Raw genomic sequence first — 20,767 nt, forward strand, 5'->3', positions numbered from 1 at the left:
TTTGCAGCAAATTTTTAAGAATTTAAAAACATTGACAGAGAAGCATATCGTTTTGGAAGATATCGACCCCGTTGTTTTCTATGGGGTAAACAATTCTCATTTGCAGATAATAAAGGCGTTATTCCCTAAATTGAGAATTGCAGCCAGAGATAACGTAATACGTGTCTTGGGCGATGAGGAGCAGATGGCTGCGTTTGAAGAGGATATTGAGAATATGCGAAAGCATGTATTGAAATATAATTCTTTAGACGAAGAAGACATCATATCGATTACAAAGGGAGAAAAGACCAAACAGGATTCCGTTAAGGGAGTTCTGGTATACAGCGTAACGGGAAAACCTATAAAAGGTCGTGGTGAAAACCAACAGAAATTGATTGACGCTTTCGAAAGAAATGACATGATTTTTGCTGTGGGACCTGCAGGCACAGGTAAAACGTATCTCAGCATTGCTATGGCTGTGAAAGCGCTAAAAGAGAAGACTACAAAGAAAATAATACTTAGTAGGCCAGCAGTTGAAGCCGGTGAGAAGCTGGGGTTTCTGCCTGGCGATATGAAAGATAAGATAGACCCGTATCTACAACCGCTATATGATGCTTTGGAAGATATGATCCCGGCTGTAAAGCTTCAGGACATGATTGAGAAGCATATCATACAGATAGCTCCTCTCGCTTTTATGAGGGGGCGTACGTTGAGTGATGCTGTTGTTATTTTGGACGAGGCACAGAACACGACACCTGCGCAAATAAGAATGTTCCTTACACGCATGGGATGGAATACTAAGATGATTATTACTGGTGACATGACACAGATTGACTTGCCAAGAGGTCAAAAGAGTGGATTAGTAGAGTCTATTCAGATACTTAGGGGAATAGAAGGTATTGAGTTCATCGAAATGAAGAAGAAAGATATCGTAAGACATAAACTCGTTTCGCGAATCGTAAACGCTTATGAAAAGTTTGATAGCAAGGCTGAAATAAAATCAGACGAAAAGGATGATAATAAATAACAGGAAAATTTAAAACCAAATATTAAAAATGAAAGCTTTAACAAAGACTGAGTTCCACTTTGATGGACAAAAGAGTGTTTATCACGGAAAAGTTCGTGATGTGTATAACATTAACGATGATGTAATCGTTATGGTGGCCACTGACCGTATTTCGGCTTTTGATGTAATACTTCCGAAAGGTATTCCTTTCAAAGGTCAGGTGCTTAACCAAATTGCTGCAAAATTTTTGGATAAAACTACAGACATCTGTCCAAACTGGAAGTTATCAACTCCTGATCCAATGGTTACTATCGGTCTAAAATGTGAAGGTTTTCGAGTTGAAATGATAATACGATCTATCCTTACCGGAAGTGCTTGGCGCGAATATAAGAACGGATGTAGGGAACTTTGCGGTGTAAAGTTGCCTAACGGTATGCGTGAAAATCAGCGTTTCCCTGAACCTATAATTACTCCTACTACTAAAGCAGACGAAGGCCACGACTTGAATATTTCAAAGGAAGAAATTATCAAACAAGGTATAGTAAGTAAAGAAGATTACAATATAATGGAAGATTATACACGTAAAATTTTCGCCCGTGGACAGGAGATTGCAGCCAGTCGCGGACTAATACTTGTGGACACAAAATATGAATTTGGGAAACGTGACGGTAAAGTTTATCTTATTGATGAAATTCATACTCCTGACAGCAGCCGTTATTTCTATGCTGACGGATATGAAGAAAAATTCGAAAAGGGAGAACCTCAAAAACAATTATCAAAGGAATTTGTACGCCAATGGCTTATAGAAAACGACTTCATGAACGAACCTGGACAGACAGTCCCAGAGATGACTGATGAATATGTCAACAGCGTAAGTGAAAGATATATAGAACTATATGAACGTATAACTGGAGAGAAATTTAATAAAGTTCAAGATAAGGAGAATATTGCTGCACGTATCGAAAAGAACGTTACTGAAGAACTAAAAAAACGTAATGTATAAGCAAGAAAAGATAAAACCTTATAGTGAAAAGGAAGAGAAGGGTAAACAAGTAGAACTTATGTTCGACCAGATTGCCCACTCGTACGATTTACTGAACCATAGACTTTCATGGAATATCGATAAAGGATGGAGACGTAAAGCTATAAGACAGCTGGCTTCAGCTAAGCCACAATGTATTCTAGATGTGGCTACTGGTACGGGTGACTTTGCCATAATGGCAGCAAAAATGCTTAAGCCAAAGTCGTTAATTGGAGCTGACATAAGCGAGGGTATGATGAACATAGGGAAGGGCAAAGTAAAAAAAGCAGAAATGGATGATGTCATATCATTCAAAAAGGAAGACTGTATGAACCTTACTTTTGAAGACTCAACTTTTGATGCCGTGACATCTGCTTTTGGAATACGAAATTTTCCGAATCTTGACAAAGGACTAAAAGAGATGCACCGTGTACTAAAGGAAGGCGGACAAATAAGTATAGTGGAACTGACCGAGCCGGTTTCATTTCCAATGAAACAACTCTTCAAAATATATTCCCATACTGTATTGCCTATTGTAGGGCGACTGATATCAAAGGATACCAATGCCTACAATTATCTTACTGATACAATAGAGGCTTTCCCACAGGGTGAAACTATGGTAGCAGTCCTGAAAAGAGCTGGATTTAGAGAGGCTAAGTTTGAAAGGCTGACGTTTGGTGTATGCACAATGTATTTCGCTACAAAATAAAATAACAATCACACGATTATGGACAAATATGGTTTGATAGGATTTCCGCTAGGTCATTCCTTTTCGATAAGTTACTTTAACGAAAAGTTTGAAAATGAAGGTATTGATGCTAAGTATGAAAACTTTGAAATTCCAAGTATTGATGCTTTGCCTGAAATACTTGACTCTAACCCGAACCTAAAAGGTCTTAATGTAACAATTCCTTATAAGGAGAAGGTCATATCTTATCTGGATTATATTAGTCCAGAGGCAAGGGTTATAGGCGCTGTAAACGTAATTCGTGTATTAAAAAAGACAGACAAGGTAATTCTTAAGGGATTCAACTCTGATGTAATAGGATTCACCAAAAGTATCGGACCCATTCTTGAGAAATTCCATAAGAAAGCTCTTATTCTAGGTACAGGAGGTGCATCAAAGGCTATAAACTATGGTCTAAAATCACTAGGACTAGAAACTCTATATGTAAGCAGAAACAGAAAAAATGAGGAGTGCATACTGTATAGCGACGTTACGCCTCAATTGATAAAGGAATATAATGTAATCGTAAACTGTACTCCAGTAGGTATGTATCCGCACTCAGAAGAGTGTCCGCTATTACCATACGAGGCTATGGATAACAAAACAATTCTTTATGACCTTATTTATAATCCTGACGAGACTCTATTTATGAAAAAAGGAGCTGAAAGAGGTGCTACTACTAAAAATGGGCTAGAGATGCTCCTACTACAAGCTTTCGCTAGCTGGGAATTTTGGAACGATATGGAATAAAATAATAATATATTGATGGATAAATCTAATCGTTATATGATGAGGGGCGTAAGTGCAGCCAAAGAGGATGTACACAACGCTATTAAAAATATTGACAAAGGTATATTTCCACAGGCTTTCTGTAAAATAATACCAGATATTCTAGGTGGTGACCCTGAATATTGTAATATCATGCATGCTGATGGTGCAGGTACTAAATCGTCACTGGCTTATATGTACTGGAAAGAATCCGGAGACTTAAGCGTGTGGAAAGGTGTAGCACAGGATGCACTAATAATGAATACGGATGACTTGCTATGTGTAGGTGCTGTTGACAACATTCTTGTGTCAAGCACTATCGGACGTAATAAGATGCTTATTCCAGGTAACGTAATATCTGCTATAATAAATGGAACTGATGAACTTTTAGCGCAGATGCGTGAAATGGGTATCGGTATTTATGCTACTGGGGGTGAAACAGCCGATGTAGGCGACTTAGTCCGTACAATCATAGTAGACTCTACAGTAACGTGTCGTATGAAGCGTAGTGATGTTATTAACAATGCCAAAATATGCCCTGGAGATGTTATAGTTGGCATGGCTTCATTCGGGCAGGCTACTTATGAAGACAAATATAACGGAGGAATGGGAAGTAATGGTCTCACAAGCGCACGTCATGACGTATTTGGAAAATATCTAGCTGAAAAATATCCTGAGAGTTATAATCATGATGTTCCTGATGAACTTGTTTACAGTGGGCATCATCGTCTTGATGATAAAATCGGTGGTGTAGATGTGAATGCAGGACAATTAGTACTCTCTCCTACTCGTACGTATGCTCCTGTAATAAAGAAGGTCCTAGATGAAATGAGACCTGAAATTCATGGCATGATACACTGCACAGGTGGAGCGCAAACGAAAGTGCTACATTTTGTAGGAGAAAACTGCCATGTAATAAAAGATAACATGTTTCCTGTCCCACCTTTGTTTAAGATTATCCGAGATGAGAGCCAAACAGATTGGAAAGAAATGTATAAGGTGTTTAACATGGGACACAGAATGGAGGTTTATGTACGTCCGGAAGTAGCTCATGAAATTATAGAAATAGCAAATAGCTTTAATATTGATGCTCAGATAATAGGGCACATTGAAGACGGGAAAAAAAGTCTTACTATTAAATCAGAATTCGGAGTATTCGATTACTAATAAATAAGAGGTAAAGAACAAAAATATGCCAGAGAATAATAGTATATTGGAAAAACTTGATGGTCTGGAAAGTCGTTATGAGGAAGTTTCAACACTTATTACCGACCCAAGCGTTATTGCAGACCAACAACGTTATGTTAAACTTACAAAAGAATATAAGGAACTTGGCGATATTATGGACGCCCGCAAACGTTACATCGATTGTCTTAATTCCATAAATGAGGCTAAAGATATTCTGAATAACGAAAGTGATCCTGACATGAGGGAAATGGCTCGTGAAGAGTTGCAGAATAACGAGTGTAAACAACCAAAAATAGAAGAAGAAATCAAAATAGCTCTTGTACCTAAGGATCCTGAGGATGCAAAGAATGTACAGATGGAGGTGCGTGCTGGTACAGGCGGAGATGAAGCAGCCCTATTTGCTGGAGACTTATTCAATATGTATAAGAAATTCTGCGACTCAAAAGGATGGAATTTATCGGTTACTAGCGTCAGTGAAGGTGCTGTTGGCGGATTTAAAGAGATTGATTTTGCTGTTAGCGGTGACGGCGTCTATGGTGTTCTAAAATATGAATCAGGTGTACACCGTGTTCAACGAGTCCCTGCTACTGAAACACAAGGGCGTATGCATACTAGTGCTGCAACAGTAGCTGTATTGCCTGAAGCTGATAAATTCGAAGTTAGCATAAATGAAGGTGATATAAAATGGGATACATTTAGAAGTAGTGGAGCAGGCGGACAGAACGTAAATAAGGTAGAATCTGGAGTACGTCTTAGATATCCTTGGAAGAACCCAAATACAGGAGAAATGGAAGAAATTCTTATAGAATGTACTGAAACCCGTGACCAGCCAAAAAATAAAGAACGAGCACTTTCCAGATTACGAACATTCATATATGACCGCGAGCATCAAAAATATATGGACGATATAGCTAACAGACGTAAATCATTGGTTTCTACTGGTGACCGTTCTGCAAAAATTCGCACATATAACTTCCCGCAGGGACGTGTAACTGACCACCGTATAGGTTTTACGACTCATGACCTCACTGGATTTATGAGCGGTAATATAGAGGAGATGATAAATGCTCTGACCGTAGCTGAAAATGCAGAGAGAATGAAGGAAACAGAACTGTAGATTGGTCTTAAAAGATGATTAATACAGATATCGTTATGAATAGAAAAGAACTTATAAATCAAATAAATGCAAAGAAATCTTTTCTTTGCGTGGGACTTGACACTGATCTAGAAAAAGTACCGGAACACCTGCTCAATGAAGAAGATCCTATCTTTACATTCAACAAGAATATAATAGATGCGACTGCACCTTATTGTGTATCATACAAACCGAATCTTGCTTTTTACGAGGCTTCAGGAATAAAAGGGATGGTTGCATTTGAAAAAACGATCAAGTATCTAAATGAGAACTACCCTGAAAAATTCATTATAGCTGATGCCAAACGTGGTGATATTGGTAATACTTCAGCAATGTATGCACGTACATTCTTTGAAAAATATAATCTTGATGCACTAACAGTAGCTCCTTATATGGGAGAGGATAGTGTAACTCCATTTCTTACTTATAAAGATAAATGGGTGGTATTGCTAGCTCTAACAAGCAACAAGGGGTCAAATGACTTTCAACTTTCTGAGGATAAAAATGGTGAACGACTATTTGAAAAGGTTTTGCGTATTTCTCAGAAATGGGGCAACAATGAGAATATGATGTATGTAGTTGGTGCCACTCAAGGAAAAATGTTCAAAGATATACGTAAGGTTATTCCAAATCACTTCTTGCTAGTTCCTGGAGTAGGTGCACAAGGTGGAAGTCTTGAGGAAGTTTGCAAATATGGTATGATTAAAGACTGTGGACTTTTAGTAAACAGTTCACGAGGCATAATTTATGCCAGTAATAATAGGAACTTCGCTGATGCTGCTGGTGAAAAAGCTAAAGAGTTACAACAACAGATGAGCATTGAACTTGATAGGATGACTTCTAAATAGTTTATTTTGAACAACAGTAAGATTATTAATGATCCTGTATTTGGTTTTATAAAAATACCAAGAGGATTACTTTTAGACATAGTAAAGCATCCTTTGATGCAAAGACTTACGCGAATAAAGCAATTGGGTTTAGCGTCTGTTGTATACCCAGGTGCTCAACACACTAGATTCCAACATTCCATAGGCGCATTTCATCTAATGAGCGAAGCCATAACTTCACTATCACAGAAGGGAGTTTTTATTTTCGACAGTGAGGCAGAAGCCATAGAAGCAGCTATACTGATGCATGATATTGGTCATGGACCATTCAGCCACGTATTGGAAGACACTCTAATACATGGAATCAGCCATGAGGAGATATCACTAATGATGATGGAAAAGATAAATGCTAATATGGATGGAAGACTCAATCTGGCCATTAAAATATTCAAGAATGAATATCCAAAAAAATTTCTTCACCAGTTAATAAGCAGCCAGATTGATATGGATCGTCTGGATTATCTCCGTCGAGACTGCTTCTTTACTGGGGTCACAGAAGGAAACATTGGTAGCGCAAGAATAATAAAAATGTTAAATGTAAAGGATGATAATATTGTTGTAGAATCAAATGGAATATACTCTATTGAAAACTATATAACCACGAGACGACTGATGTACTGGCAGGTATATCTCCACAAAACAGCAGTAGCCTGCGAAAATGTCCTGGTAAAAGCTCTCCTAAGGGCTAAGCATTTAGCTAAAAACAATAAAAATATTTTTGCGTCTCCTGCCCTACATTACTTTCTCTATAATAATGTTGATGCAGATTTTTTCAATTCGCACGAAGAGGCTCTAAGATATTATGAGGAACTTGATGATACTGATATATGGAGTGCACTTAAAGTATGGATGCATAGTGATGACAAAATACTTTCTTTGCTGGCTTCTGATATTCTTAATAGAAACATATTCAAGGTTGAAGTGCATGAAGAAAACATTCCACAAGAAAGAATAGAAGAACTTGAAGAAAGGATAAGCAAAGCATTAAATATATCCAAAGAAGAAGCACAATATTTCATATGTGTTGATACCATACAAAAAGATATGTATGACACTAATGACGCGAGTATCACTATTCTTTACAAAGATGGCAATACTAAAGATATTGTAGATGCATCAGAAATACTAAACATAGCTCTACTTTCTAAAAAAATAAGAAAATATTATCTCTGTTATCAAAGAATATAAAGTATTTTTATTATCTTTGCAAGATTAAGTACAACCAAGTTTATAAATATGGAATTTACAGCTAAACAAATCGCTGAATTTATACAAGGCCGTGTGGAAGGTGACGAGAATGCAACTGTACACACATTTGCCAAAATCGAAGAAGGAGTTTCTGGAGCTATTTCGTTTTTATCCAATCCCAAATACACTCACTATCTATATGATACAAAATCATCCATAGTTCTTATCAATGAAGATTTCGAACTTGAAAGAGGCGTAAATGCTACATTAATTAGGGTTAAGAACGCATATGAGTGTGTAGCAAAACTCTTACAGTTATATGAATCAAGCAAGCCTAAAAAGGCAGGTATTGATTCGCTTGCCTTTGTTTCTCCTAATGCAAAAATTGGCAAAGATGTCTATATTGGAGCCTTTGCTTATATCGGGGATGGCTCAATAATTGGAGATTATACACAGGTGTATCCAAACACTGTAATAGGTGATGGTGTAAAGATAGGAAAGGGTTGTATATTCTACCCTAACGTTACGATATACCAAGGATGTAAACTCGGAAATAATATTACAATACATGCAGGTTCTGTGATAGGGGCTGATGGATTTGGATTTGCTCCTTCAACAGAGGGTTATGATAAAATTCCACAAATAGGTATAGTTACTATCGAAGATAATGTAGAGATTGGTGCCAACACGTGCGTAGACCGTTCTACAATGGGCAGCACTTACATCCGTAAGGGCGTTAAGCTTGACAATTTGGTTCAGGTGGCACACAATGTGGAAATAGGTGAAAACACTGTTATGTCAGCACAAGTCGGTATAGCGGGTAGCACGAAAATAGGCTCATGGTGTATGTTCGGTGGTCAGGTAGGACTAGCTGGGCACATACAAATAGGAGACAAAGTATTCCTTGGTGCGCAATCTGGTGTTCCTGGAAACATAAAAAGCAATCAAACACTGATTGGAACGCCACCTATGGAACCTAAACAATACTTCAAATCTCAGGTTATCATTCGCAGACTGCCAGATATGTACAAGCAATTGAATGAGATACAGAAAGAATTGGATGAACTAAAAAATAAATTAGAGTCTAAATAAATTCATTAATAACTTATGTCGAAACAGAAGACACTGAAAGGCAGCTTTTCTCTTTTCGGAAAAGGTTTGCATACAGGATTGAGTCTTACGGTTACATTTAACCCAGCTCCAGAAAATTCAGGTTATAAAATACAGCGTATAGACTTAGATGGTCAACCAATGATTGACGCTATCGCTGAGAACGTAGTAGAAACACAGCGTGGAACATGCTTGGGCAAAGGAGATTTAAAAGTGTCAACCATTGAGCATGGAATGGCTGCTTTATATGCTTTGGGCATAGATAACTGCCTTATTCAGGTAAATGGCCCAGAATTTCCAATTCTTGATGGTAGTTCCGCTATGTTTGTTGAAAAAATAAATGAGGTAGGAATTGAAGATCAGAATGCTCCAAAAGATTATTATGTAATCAAACATAAAATAGAAGTAAAGGATGAAGAAAGTGGATCTTGCATTACTATTCTGCCCGATGAACAGTTCAGTATTACGGCAATGTGCTCTTTTGATTCAAAATTCATTAACAGCCAATTTGCTACTATAGACAACGTCGAAGACTTTGCAACAGAAATAGCTCCAGCACGTACTTTTGTTTTCGTACGTGATGTTGTGCCTTTGCTTAAAGCGAACCTTATAAAAGGAGGTGACATGGACAATGCCATCGTAATATACGAAAGAAAAATAACTCAAGAGCAATTAGATGAACTAGCAGACTTCCTAAAAGTTCCTCATTTGGATGCTACAAAGATAGGATATATACAACACAAACCATTAGTTTGGGAAAATGAATGTACACGTCACAAACTGCTTGATATAATCGGGGATATGGCTCTAATAGGAAAACCTATAAAAGGTAGAATTATCGCTACACGCCCTGGTCATACAATAAATAACAAATTTGCAAGACAAATGCGACGCGAAATACGCAAACATGAAATTCAGGCACCATTCTATGACTGCAACGAATCACCTATTATGGATGTAAATCGCATAAGAGAACTGCTTCCACATCGCTATCCTATGCAATTAGTAGACAAAGTTATAAATATCGGTCCTAATAGTATTGTCGGCATCAAAAATATTACTAGTAATGAACCTTTTTTTCAGGGTCACTTCCCTAAAGAACCAGTGATGCCTGGTGTACTCCAAATAGAGGCGATGGCTCAGTGCGGTGGGTTACTTGTACTAAGTACTGTAGAAGAACCTGAGCGTTGGTCAACATACTTCATGCGTATTGATGATGTCAAGTTTCGCCAAAAAGTAGTACCTGGTGATACCCTTATATTCAAGGTAGAACTATTAGCACCTGTACGACACGGAATATCTTCAATGAAAGGATACTCATTCGTAGGTGACAAAGTAGTATCTGAAGCTACATTCACTGCGCAAATTGTAAAAAACAAATAAAAAAATGAATCATATAAGCCCTTTAGCTTTCGTACATTCTGAAGCAAAACTTGGAGACAACAATATTATTGGACCATTTTGTTTTATCGATAAGAATACAGTAATTGGCGACAATAATACTTTGCAAAATAGCGTAACAATAAATTACGGAGCACGTATCGGCAACAATAATGAAATTTTCCCTGGAGCAAGTATAAGTACCAAACCTCAAGATTTGAAATTTAAAGGTGAAGATACTACATGTCAAATTGGTGACAATAACAGTATTAGGGAAAACGTTACGATTTCAAGAGGAACTGCTTCTAAAGGAACAACTATCCTTGGTAGTAACAACCTATTGATGGAAAGTCTTCATATAGCTCACGACTGTGTATTGGGAAACAGATTGATTATAGGTAACGCCACAAAATTTGCAGGAGAGGTTACTATTGACGATGACGCAGTTATAAGTTCTACTGTACTTACACATCAATTTTGCCATATTGGCGGATTTGTTATGATACAGGGAGGAAGTAAATTTAGCAAAGACATTCCGCCATATATTATTGCAGGAAAAGATTATGGATACTATTGCGGTGTAAACCTGGTAGGATTACGCCGGCATGGGTTCAGTAATGAACTGATAAACAATATACACGAGGCTTACAGAATGTTGTACTCTAAAGGCATAATTGAAGAAGGAATTCAGGAAATTCAAAAAGAACTTCCTCAATGTAAGGAAATAGATTATATTATAGATTTTGTAAGAAATTCTCAGAGAGGCATAGTACGCCCTCTTGTATAAATGAAAACACTCGTCGTTGTTGTAGGACCTACTGGCGTCGGCAAGACAGAAACATGTTTAGGTATTGCAGAACATTTCAATATACCAATCATCAATGCAGACTCACGCCAGATTTATGCAGAGCTACCTATTGGAACTGCTGCACCAACTATATCACAGCAGCGACGAGTAAAACATTTTTTCGTAGGTAATCTCCATATAGAGGATTATTATAATGCATCGATGTTCGAAAACGATGTACTGAATATCATAAAACATTTGTTTGAAGAAAGTGACATCGCTATGATGAGTGGTGGCAGTATGATGTACATAGATGCTGTGTGTGATGGAATTGACGAAATCCCTACTATTGATGAGAGAACAAGGCTAATGATAAAAAAGAAGTATGAATCAGATGGTCTTGATGTGCTTTGCAAAGAGCTGAAAGTACTAGACCCAGAATATTACGATATTGTGGATTTAAATAATACACGTAGGGTTATACATGCCATTGAAATTTGTACAATGACAGGAAAAACTTATACTTCTTTCAGATCTAATGTCAAAAAACAAAGACCCTTTAATATCATAAAGGTAGGATTAGAACGCTCAAGGGAGAGAATGTATGAACGAATAAATGCACGCGTACTAACAATGATTGAAGAAGGCCTAATTAAAGAAGCAAAAAGAGTATACTCAAAACGAACATTAAATTCACTTAATACAGTAGGATATAAAGAATTATTCGAATATTTTGATGGGATCATCAACAAGGAAGAAGCAATCAGACGAATACAAAGCAATACACGCAGGTATTGCCGCAAACAACTTACGTGGTTTCACCATGACGATAAAATAAAATGGTTTGCTCCTTCTGATATTGAAGAAATCATAAAATATATAACTTTAATGATATAGAAATCTTTTTATATTTATTTTTGCAGTATCTTTGCAGCGTTTAATTTAAAGAATAAATAAAGTAAAATAAACAATATGAGTAGAATTCTCAATGAAAAGAATGGCTCACGCATCATCAACTTTTTAAGATGGTGTATCAAAAAGTCACGTCAATTCTGGAAATGGTACAAAGGTTTGTACATCAAAGCTCCATGGTATAAGAAAACAGCTGTTGTAATAGCATCATTAATAGTTTTGTTTTTTATTTATCTTGGAACCGTTGATATTAACTTCCTATGGCTGTTTGGCAAATCACCTGGCTTCTCCAAGATAAAGAATCCTAACACCGCTGAAGCATCTGAAATATATAGTGCCGACAATGTCATGATAGGACGTTTTTTCAATCAGAATCGTCAACCAGTCAAGTACAATGAAGTTAACCCAAAATTTTGGAAAGCTCTTATTGATACAGAGGATGAACGTTTTTTCCATCATTTTGGCATAGACTTTCAAGGTATGTTCGCTGCTGCCAAGGATATGGTACTACATCACGATGCTCGTGGTGCTTCTACTATCACTCAACAGTTAGCTAAGAATATGTTTCGAGTTCGTACCCAATATTCAACAGGACTACTTGGATATATACCGGGGCTAAGAATGCTCATTATGAAAAGTAAGGAGTGGATTATCGCTACTAAACTTGAAATGATGTACAATAAGAAAGATATCCTTATGATGTATGCTAACACGGTTGACTTTGGTAGTAACGCTTACGGTATTAAAACTGCTTGTAAGACTTATTTCAATTCGACACCTAAAAATATCACGACAGAACAGGCTGCATTACTTGTTGGTATGCTTAAGGCTACATCATTTTATAATCCGCTTACAAATCCTAAAAACAGTCTTAGACGGCGTAATGTCGTTTTAGACAATATGGTTAGTCACGGTGACATGAAGAGAGAGGAATATGACTCTTTAAAAATAATTCCTATCAAACTTGACTATAGTGTAGAAAACACTTATGATGGTCAAGCAACATACTTCCGAGAGGCTGTCGCCAATTATCTTAAAGACTGGTGTAAACAAAATGGCTATGACCTATATACTAGCGGTCTTAAAATTTACACAACAGTAGATACTAAAATGCAAAAATATGCTGAAGAGGCTGCTGTAAAGCAAATGAAGATAGTACAGCAAAACTTTAAGGCACACTGGGGTAACAGAGATCCGTGGGTTGACGAAAAAGGTAATGTTATACCAGGATTCATTGAAGACAAAATCCAAAAATTACCCATATATAAATATCTTATACAGAAATATTCGAATAGCCCTGATAGTGTGGCTTATTGCCTTAATAAGGCACATAAAGTAAAACTATTTGACTATCAGAAGGGCACTGTAGTAAAAGAGATGAGCACAATAGACTCACTAAAATATATGATACATTTCATGCATTGTGGATTCGTAGCAATGGAACCACAAAGCGGCTATGTCAAAGCATGGGTAGGTGATATTGATTTCAAAACATGGAAATATGATAAAGTAACATCAATGCGTCAGCCTGGTTCTACATTCAAATTATTCGTTTACACAGAAGCAATGAATCAGGGACTGACCCCTTGTGACAAACGCCGTGACGAATATATAAGCATGCAAGTCTATGATAAGGTAAAAAGACAAATGGTTACATGGACTCCATCCAACGCTAATGGTTCTTTTTCAGGAGATTCTATTCCTCTTAAGAGTGCTTTTGCAAAGAGCATAAACTCTGTTGCTGTACGCTTAGGTCAGGAAGTAGGTACTGCAAATATAATAAAGACCGCACATGCAATGGGCATAAAGAGCCCTCTAGATGATACACCTTCATTAGCCTTAGGCTCATCAGATGTGAATCTGTTGGAATTGGTAAATTCATATTGCTGTGTGGCTAACGATGGTAAAACTCATGCTCCTGTTCTAGTAACACGTATTGTAGACCGTGATGGAAATGAGGTATATACCGCACCATCAGAAACTCGCCAAGCTATACCATATAAGAGTGCCTTTCTAGTACAGCAATTACTTCAAGGCGGTATGCGTGAACCAGGTGGTACATCTCAACCTCTATGGGGTTACGTAGGAAACTTCCGTGATACTGAATTTGGCGGTAAAACAGGTACTTCGAATAACCATTCTGATGCATGGTTTGTAGGCGTAAGTCCAAAACTCGTAGTTGGTGCATGGGTTGGTGGCGAATACCGTTGCATACATTTTAGAACTGGAGCTTTGGGACAGGGAAGCAGAACGGCATTGCCTATATGTGGCTACTTCCTTCAAAGTGTATTCCAAGATCCACATTTCAAACGCTATCATTGTAAATTCGGAAAACCAAAAGATGATGATATAACTAGCGGAATGTATAATTGTGCAAGTTATGCTCCAAAGCAAAAGGCTGAAGCAACAAAAGATAGTTTGAAAGGGGAAGACGAAATGATAGAATTAGACGAAAATGGTAACCCAGTAATTAAAGACAACGCTGAAGAAGGCGGAGAACGTGAACCAGTTGCTACTGAGTCTGATAAGCCTACCGCCACTAAGCAGGAGAAAAATGCTGTAACGACTGAACAAAACAGCCAACCGAAAAAAGAAAAGAAAAAGAAAAGTAAGACTTCTCTTAAACAAATGAGTCTCGATGATTTCTAATTCAAATGTAGACTTAGATAACAAAGAGCTTCAAAAGGCTCTGCAATTAATCCAATTTACCCGTCGCTCGCTCTTCCTTACAGGGAAAGCAGGGACGGGTAAATCGACTTTTCTACGATATATATGTTCTGTAACAAAAAAGAAATACGTTGTTCTTGCACCTACAGGCATTGCAGCAATCAATGCTGGTGGTTCTACACTACATAGTTTTTTCAAGATCCCTTTTTTTCCACTACTACCTAATGATTCTAGATATTCAGTGAGACATATCAAGGAAACTCTGAAATATAATGGTACCCAACGAAGATTACTCAGGGAAGTAGAACTTATTATAATTGACGAAATTAGTATGGTAAGAGCTGATATAATTGACTTTGTTGATAAAGTGCTACGCATATATTCACATAATATGCGCGAACCTTTTGGTGGAAAACAGCTTTTGTTAGTAGGCGATATATACCAACTTGAACCTGTAATAAAAGAAGAAGACCGTAAACTTTTACGGCCATTTTATACTTCTTGTTTTTTCTTTGATGCCAATGTTTTCAAAGATATGCAATTAGTAAGTATTGAACTAAAAAAAGTTTACCGACAGTCTGATGCTTCTTTTGTTGATATATTAAACCGTATCAGGAATAGCACTACTACTACTGATGATATCATTAAACTAAACCAACGCCTTAATACCGAACTACCAACGAAAGATAATGATCTAGTAATAACTTTAGCTACACGACGTGATACCGTTGACTATATTAATGACAAAAAATTGGATGAACTTCCAGGAACTGCGACAACCTTTACAGGAGAGATAAGAGGAGAATTTCCACAAAACTCTCTACCCAATCCTATAGAGCTAAAAGTTAAAGTAGGAGCGCAAATTATTTTTATCAAGAATGATATGGATAAGAGATGGGTAAATGGTACCCTTGGTGTAATAGAAGCTATAGACGAAAAAGAAAAAATTATATATGTTGTTACTGAAGATGGCAACGAATATGAAGTACAACGAGAATCATGGAGAAACCTCAGATATACATTTAATGATACTGAAAAGAAAATAGAAGAAGAAGAACTTGGAGTATATATACAATATCCAATCCGCTTAGCATGGGCAATAACTATTCATAAGAGTCAAGGACTCACATTCAGACAGGTTCAAATTGATTTTACAGGAGGTGTTTTTGCTGGTGGGCAAGCGTATGTTGCACTAAGCCGGTGCACTTCTCTTGATGGCATCAGCCTAAAAGATCCAATACGAAGAGACGAGATTTTTGTGCGAAACGAAATAATAAATTTTGCTAAGCATTATAATGATAATAGCATCATAAATAAGGCTATAAAAGAGAGTAAAGCAGATAAGGAATATCATGACGCAATAAAGGCTTTCGAAGTTGGTGATATGGATAAGTTCCTAAATGATTTTTTTAAGGCAATACATAGTAGATATGACATTGAGAAGCCCGCAGCAAAACGCTTAATAAGACGTAAACTGAATTGTATCAATTCGCTTAAAGAGCAAAATTGCAAATTAATAGAAGAAAAGAAAAGACAAGATAAATTTTTGATGAGATTAGCTGCAGAATTTACATTACTTGGCAAAGAATGTGAGAAAGAACACATGAATGGAGCAGCCATATCAAACTATAAGAAAGCAATTGAGTTGTACCCAAACGCAAAAGATGCAATAAGAAGACTAAAAAAATTGGAAGATAATGTTTCCTAATATATGAGATGTAACACATCATAAATGATAAAAATATTTATAAAAAAAGGTTCGCAAATATTAATTTGTGAACCTTTTTTTATAAATCATATTCTGTTTAGAAGAAGAGATATCTGTTATCAACTACCTTTGCCTTAAGGTAAAGTTCGTTCATAAAACGACTAGCAGACTGCATAGCCTGTTGTGACAATTGCTGCTCCTCTGTTTTATCATCAAACTTACCAGGACGTTTTGTTTTATTAACCACCTGGAACATATAACCTGCAGCATTTCCCTTTATTACTCTTGGACAGAATTTACCTGCAGCCGTAGCAGCGACAGCTCCACTGATAGCCGGTTCACTCGCACCTGTAGCCTGTACAAATGTAGGCGAAGAGAATGTAACCTGATTTACGTTAGTGACAATTGCACCCTTAGCCTTAGCAGCTGCTATACTATTAACGCCTTTCATACGAGCCTGTATCATCTCATACTTTTTCTCCTTCATTACCTCTGCTTTAACAATATCCTTTACATCTTGTAAAGAGCGATAACCTACTGGATGTATCTTCGTCATAATCATAACTAATAAATGGTCATTATCACCACATTCATATAGAGGAGATACATCACCTGTTTTGGCTCCAAAAATCCATTTCATAGCATCACGTGTACCATGAATACTAGCAACATAATGCTCAGAATTATACATATCCTTACGTTCACTCACCTTATAACCAAATTTGCCTGCGTTTGTCTCAATAGCCTTAGCATCCTGACTCTCACTGACATATTGACTAAACTTATTATATGCTTTAGAATATGTCGACTTAGAAAATTCTATTGTCTTTTTGATTACAGCTGCATCATATTTAGTTTCCATACCCTTTTGTGCTAAAACCTGTACGATTACATTACCAGAAGTAACAGCAATATTCTGTATTCCGTTAACAGCAGTATGCATAATTGACTGAAGGTATGTTTTATTGTCACCCTCTACAGATCCACTATTCTCATACATGGCTGATGTAAGCCACTGAGCCTGACCATCCTGTCTATATTTTTTGGCTATATCCTCAAATTTTGCGCCATTTTTAATAGCTGTATAAACACTGTCTGCTGTTTTACGAGCTTGGTTTACGTTAGCGCCACCAATTTGTATCTGACGGTATTGAATAGAGTCTGACATCTGAGATTTAGAAATAAGTTTAATCACATTAATGCTATTGTCCTGAACATTTACAGCAGGTCCATAAACCTGACCAACAGACATTGAATCAAGACGAGCAGCAATATCCTGAGGGAAAGCCTTAGCTGAAACAGGAATACCAAGGTAGTTAATCAAAGAAGAAGCTTTACGTACTGTCTGAGCGACATCAGCGCCATTCTTCAACTGATTTGCAGCTCCAGAAATTTCTTTATTAAGTGCTGCACGGTCTGTAGGAGAAGCAACAACTTTATAATCGACATATTTTATATCTCTGCTCTCAACAAACTGTTTGAACTGCTCTTTCATTTCATCATATTTATCCTTCAAATCGCTCTCTGTGATTTTAACTTTATTGTCATTAATTGAAGAATAAGGCACAGAAGCCAATTGTATAACGCTCTCTACAGAACGACCTTCAAAGGCCATCTTTGCAGATATCGGATTTGAAATAAGACAATGAGCAAGAAGACTCTGATATTTTGTCGCAAGAGTTTGTTGACGCAATGTCTTTTCAATGAAAGTCCAGAAATTGTATATTTTCTCATATTGTTCTGCTGCCTGCGGATTCTTAGATTTGTCCATAGTCTTATACTCAGAAAGGAATTTCTTAAGCATATTTGCATCAAAACGACCTGTTTGCTGATTTACAAAAGGAGTCTGCGCAAGCATAGGGTTAGTACCTTCATTTAAGATATTCTCTATTTCCTTATCAGTAACAGTAAGACCAATTTTCTTAGCCTCTTTCTCAACAATCTTACTTTGAACATACGTGTTCCATATTTGGTCTTTAACCTGATTCAACTCTTCGTCAGTAAGATTATCACGTCCCTGTGTCATCTTTATAACATCAGTGTACTCATCAATGAGTTTCTGAAAATCCTGAACGGAGATTTTCTCACCTAAGATTTCTCCAACCTGCTGTTTGCTCTCATTGCTTGTTGATTCGCAAGAGCGGAACGCTTCCTCGGCGATAAATGCGAAAAGGCCGAATGCTATTATAGCAACCAGAAACACCCCTTTGCTTCTAATTTTTCCTAATGCTGCCATTACTTTTAATTATTTTTGTTTATTTATGTTTTCAAATTTAGCGTACAAATTTACAAAAAATATAGCAATTATGCGACCTTTTTACGTAAAAAATTACTTTAAACGTTAACTTTTAGTCTCACTACCTCTATTTTCGTCATTGTATTCTTTATTATCTTAAATTCAAACTTACCGATTTTCACAATATCATTAAGTTTAGGAAAACTTTGATAGTAATTAAGTATAAGCCCGCTTACTGTCATATAGTCATCACTTTCAGGCAAATCAATATCAAACATCTCATTTACCTTCTCTATTTCAAGACGTGCAGACAAAACATACTCTCCATTTTCAGTTTTCTTAGCAATATAACTTGAATTGTCATGTTCATCCTCTATATCTCCAAAAATATCTTCCACTATATCTTCAAGTGATACAATACCACTTGTGCCTCCAAATTCGTCAACTACGACACCCAGACTTTTCTTCTGTTGCAAGAAAAGATGCATCAAATTTTGAGCTGCCATTGTTTCAGGTACAAAAGGCATTGTCCTTATATTATCACGCCACTGCTTTGAATTACGGAACATCTCGGAAGAATGTATGTAACCTATTATATGATCTATATCTTCTTTATAAACTATTATCTTTGAATTTCCACTCTCAACAAATTTATTCATTAGTTCACCTTCACTACAATCTATTTCTACAGCTTTTATCTCAGTACGAGGCACCATACAGTCTCTGACTTTAGTATCAGAAAAATCTAAGGCATTTTGGAATATTTTAACTTCATCTTCTATATCATCATCGCTTTTGGCATTATCAATACTGCTCTGCACCAAATAGTCCAAATCAATTTTTGAAAATTCTTTATCACCTTTTGCCTTCCTCATTTTCACACCTAAAAGTTTTAATATGAAGTGAGACATGAATGTAGAGAATCTAGATATTGGGAAAAGTACTATATAACATACAAACGCAGGTACTGCAAAAAAAGTAAGTAAACGGTTTGGACTGCTTTTGAAAAGAGCTTTCGGCAAAAACTCACCTGTAAACAGGACTATTATTGTAGATAGCACCGTGTCAACTGGAACAGTAAATCCAACAGGCTGACCTAAAAATATAGTATTATCAAACAAATGAGCAATGAGTATTCCGTAGATTACCAAAGCTATATTATTGCCTACAAGCATTGTAGACACGAAATTATTAGGATGCCTGTAAAAGACAGAAATAGCTTTCTGCGAAAATCCATTCTTTTCCTTTTCCATTTCCGCAAGAAGTCGGTTGCTGGAAACAAAAGCTATCTCCATACCCGAAAAGAATGCAGAGAAAAGCATTGTTATTACTATCTCTATTATTTGTGTGGTCATCAACGGTTAGATAATCTCGGTTTAAATGGCGCATTACGCGCAGCTTTATTGTTTTTTAATTGGTTATTCTGTAACGATACAGCGGTCTTAGGTTTAGCAACAGCAGGGTTTCGCGGTTGCAGATGAGCTGTATCACCTGGAGCCTGCGGTGCCTTTTGCTGTGGAGCACTTGAAAAATCATTTTTCTCCATAGACCCTTTTGAGTTCGTTACTATATAATGACTCATGTGTTCATCACTTCTAAAGTAAGAGCCTTGAATCTCTTTCTGAGGAGTTATAACATGTGAAAACTTATACGAGTATAATTCATGAGATATACCATCCCAAAAAAGTTCTTCACTTCTAAAGATCAAGCCATCCAAATTACGTACAGTTACACGCCCTCTAAGTTCCCAAAGTTTTTTCTGGTCATAATAGTATGCTGTATCTGCCTGAATATATGCTTGTATATGAAATTTTTCATCAAACTGCTCAAGGAAGATTCCCTTTTCGAAAGACTGCTTTTGTGGATTTCTTACAATATTATAATCCCATCTTTCAGTAACGATTCGATACTTTATTACGCCCGAATCAGAAATCAAGGCATTAACGCCATAACTCACCATTGTTGAAACAGAGTCACGTCCCCATATTGCCGGCGCAATATGTTCTTTTTCTTGCTGACATGATGCGGCAGACAACAGTAGGCAAAGACCTGCTGTCATATATGATAA

17 protein-coding genes are annotated in these 20,767 nt (G+C 36.8%); 14 read left to right on the forward strand and 3 right to left on the reverse strand.

The genetic code is table 11. The features are described 5' to 3' along the window. Positions 1 to 31 precede the first annotated feature (31 nt). The 14 genes from XYLOR_RS06170 to XYLOR_RS06235 all read left to right on the forward strand — a co-directional run bounded on the left by XYLOR_RS06170 (position 32) and on the right by XYLOR_RS06235 (position 16,463). Positions 32 to 1,006: a PhoH family protein gene (locus tag XYLOR_RS06170; RefSeq protein WP_036877826.1), complete on the forward strand. Its 975-nt coding sequence runs from the start codon at positions 32 to 34 to the stop codon at positions 1,004 to 1,006. Positions 1,007 to 1,034: 28 nt separating this feature from the next. After that, entirely contained in the window at positions 1,035 to 1,988 is a 954-nt protein-coding gene (locus XYLOR_RS06175; protein ID WP_036877827.1) for a phosphoribosylaminoimidazolesuccinocarboxamide synthase, read from the forward strand. Beyond that, positions 1,981 to 2,715 carry a bifunctional demethylmenaquinone methyltransferase/2-methoxy-6-polyprenyl-1,4-benzoquinol methylase UbiE gene (gene ubiE, locus XYLOR_RS06180; RefSeq protein ID WP_036877828.1) on the forward strand — a complete coding sequence of 245 codons (735 nt, stop codon included), beginning with the start codon at positions 1,981 to 1,983 and terminating at the stop codon, positions 2,713 to 2,715. The genes XYLOR_RS06175 and ubiE overlap by 8 nt, the downstream gene beginning before the upstream one ends. A gap of 18 nt (positions 2,716 to 2,733) precedes the next feature. After that, entirely contained in the window at positions 2,734 to 3,483 is a 750-nt protein-coding gene (locus XYLOR_RS06185) for a shikimate dehydrogenase family protein (protein ID WP_036877830.1), read from the forward strand. 15 nt (positions 3,484 to 3,498) lie between these two features. Beyond that, the gene (locus tag XYLOR_RS06190) at positions 3,499 to 4,668 is read left to right on the forward strand and encodes an AIR synthase-related protein (RefSeq protein ID WP_036877831.1); all 1,170 of its coding nucleotides are present in this window, start codon (positions 3,499 to 3,501) and stop codon (positions 4,666 to 4,668) included. A gap of 25 nt (positions 4,669 to 4,693) precedes the next feature. Then, positions 4,694 to 5,806 carry a peptide chain release factor 1 gene (gene prfA / locus XYLOR_RS06195; protein WP_036877832.1) on the forward strand — a complete coding sequence of 371 codons (1,113 nt, stop codon included), beginning with the start codon at positions 4,694 to 4,696 and terminating at the stop codon, positions 5,804 to 5,806. A gap of 35 nt (positions 5,807 to 5,841) precedes the next feature. Next, positions 5,842 to 6,672: an orotidine-5'-phosphate decarboxylase gene (gene pyrF, locus XYLOR_RS06200; RefSeq protein ID WP_036880812.1), complete on the forward strand. Its 831-nt coding sequence runs from the start codon at positions 5,842 to 5,844 to the stop codon at positions 6,670 to 6,672. 6 nt (positions 6,673 to 6,678) lie between these two features. Beyond that, entirely contained in the window at positions 6,679 to 7,899 is a 1,221-nt protein-coding gene (locus tag XYLOR_RS06205) for an HD domain-containing protein (protein ID WP_036877833.1), read from the forward strand. 48 nt (positions 7,900 to 7,947) lie between these two features. After that, positions 7,948 to 8,991, forward strand: coding sequence for a UDP-3-O-(3-hydroxymyristoyl)glucosamine N-acyltransferase (gene lpxD / locus XYLOR_RS06210; protein ID WP_036877838.1), 1,044 nt, complete (start codon positions 7,948 to 7,950; stop codon positions 8,989 to 8,991). Positions 8,992 to 9,006: 15 nt separating this feature from the next. Then, positions 9,007 to 10,392 (forward strand): bifunctional UDP-3-O-[3-hydroxymyristoyl] N-acetylglucosamine deacetylase/3-hydroxyacyl-ACP dehydratase, encoded by a 1,386-nt coding sequence (locus XYLOR_RS06215; protein ID WP_036877843.1) that lies wholly within the window; start codon positions 9,007 to 9,009, stop codon positions 10,390 to 10,392. Between the two features lie 4 nt (positions 10,393 to 10,396). Beyond that, a complete protein-coding gene (gene lpxA / locus XYLOR_RS06220; protein ID WP_036877844.1) occupies positions 10,397 to 11,176 on the forward strand; it encodes an acyl-ACP--UDP-N-acetylglucosamine O-acyltransferase in 780 nt (259 codons plus the stop codon). Continuing rightward, on the forward strand, positions 11,177 to 12,073 hold the full coding sequence (miaA, locus tag XYLOR_RS06225) for a tRNA (adenosine(37)-N6)-dimethylallyltransferase MiaA (RefSeq protein WP_036877845.1): 897 nt from the start codon (positions 11,177 to 11,179) through the stop codon (positions 12,071 to 12,073). 75 nt (positions 12,074 to 12,148) lie between these two features. Beyond that, positions 12,149 to 14,737: a transglycosylase domain-containing protein gene (locus XYLOR_RS06230; protein WP_051508908.1), complete on the forward strand. Its 2,589-nt coding sequence runs from the start codon at positions 12,149 to 12,151 to the stop codon at positions 14,735 to 14,737. Then, positions 14,727 to 16,463 carry an ATP-dependent DNA helicase gene (locus XYLOR_RS06235; RefSeq protein ID WP_036877846.1) on the forward strand — a complete coding sequence of 579 codons (1,737 nt, stop codon included), beginning with the start codon at positions 14,727 to 14,729 and terminating at the stop codon, positions 16,461 to 16,463. Before XYLOR_RS06230 ends, XYLOR_RS06235 begins: the two co-directional genes overlap by 11 nt. Before the next feature lie 97 nt (positions 16,464 to 16,560). On the opposite strand, the gene XYLOR_RS06240 is transcribed toward XYLOR_RS06235, so the two are convergent. From XYLOR_RS06240 to lptC, 3 genes are all read right to left on the reverse strand, one after another. Continuing rightward, positions 16,561 to 18,699, reverse strand: coding sequence for a peptidylprolyl isomerase (locus XYLOR_RS06240; protein WP_036877847.1), 2,139 nt, complete (start codon positions 18,697 to 18,699; stop codon positions 16,561 to 16,563). Between the two features lie 98 nt (positions 18,700 to 18,797). Continuing rightward, positions 18,798 to 20,054 carry a hemolysin family protein gene (locus XYLOR_RS06245; RefSeq protein ID WP_036877848.1) on the reverse strand — a complete coding sequence of 419 codons (1,257 nt, stop codon included), beginning with the start codon at positions 20,052 to 20,054 and terminating at the stop codon, positions 18,798 to 18,800. Further along, positions 20,054 to 20,758 (reverse strand): LPS export ABC transporter periplasmic protein LptC, encoded by a 705-nt coding sequence (lptC, locus tag XYLOR_RS06250; RefSeq protein WP_084608644.1) that lies wholly within the window; start codon positions 20,756 to 20,758, stop codon positions 20,054 to 20,056. Before lptC ends, XYLOR_RS06245 begins: the two co-directional genes overlap by 1 nt. Positions 20,759 to 20,767: the final 9 nt, after the last annotated feature.

It is taken from the genome of Xylanibacter oryzae DSM 17970 (assembly GCF_000585355.1).
Classification (GTDB): domain Bacteria; phylum Bacteroidota; class Bacteroidia; order Bacteroidales; family Bacteroidaceae; genus Prevotella; species Prevotella oryzae.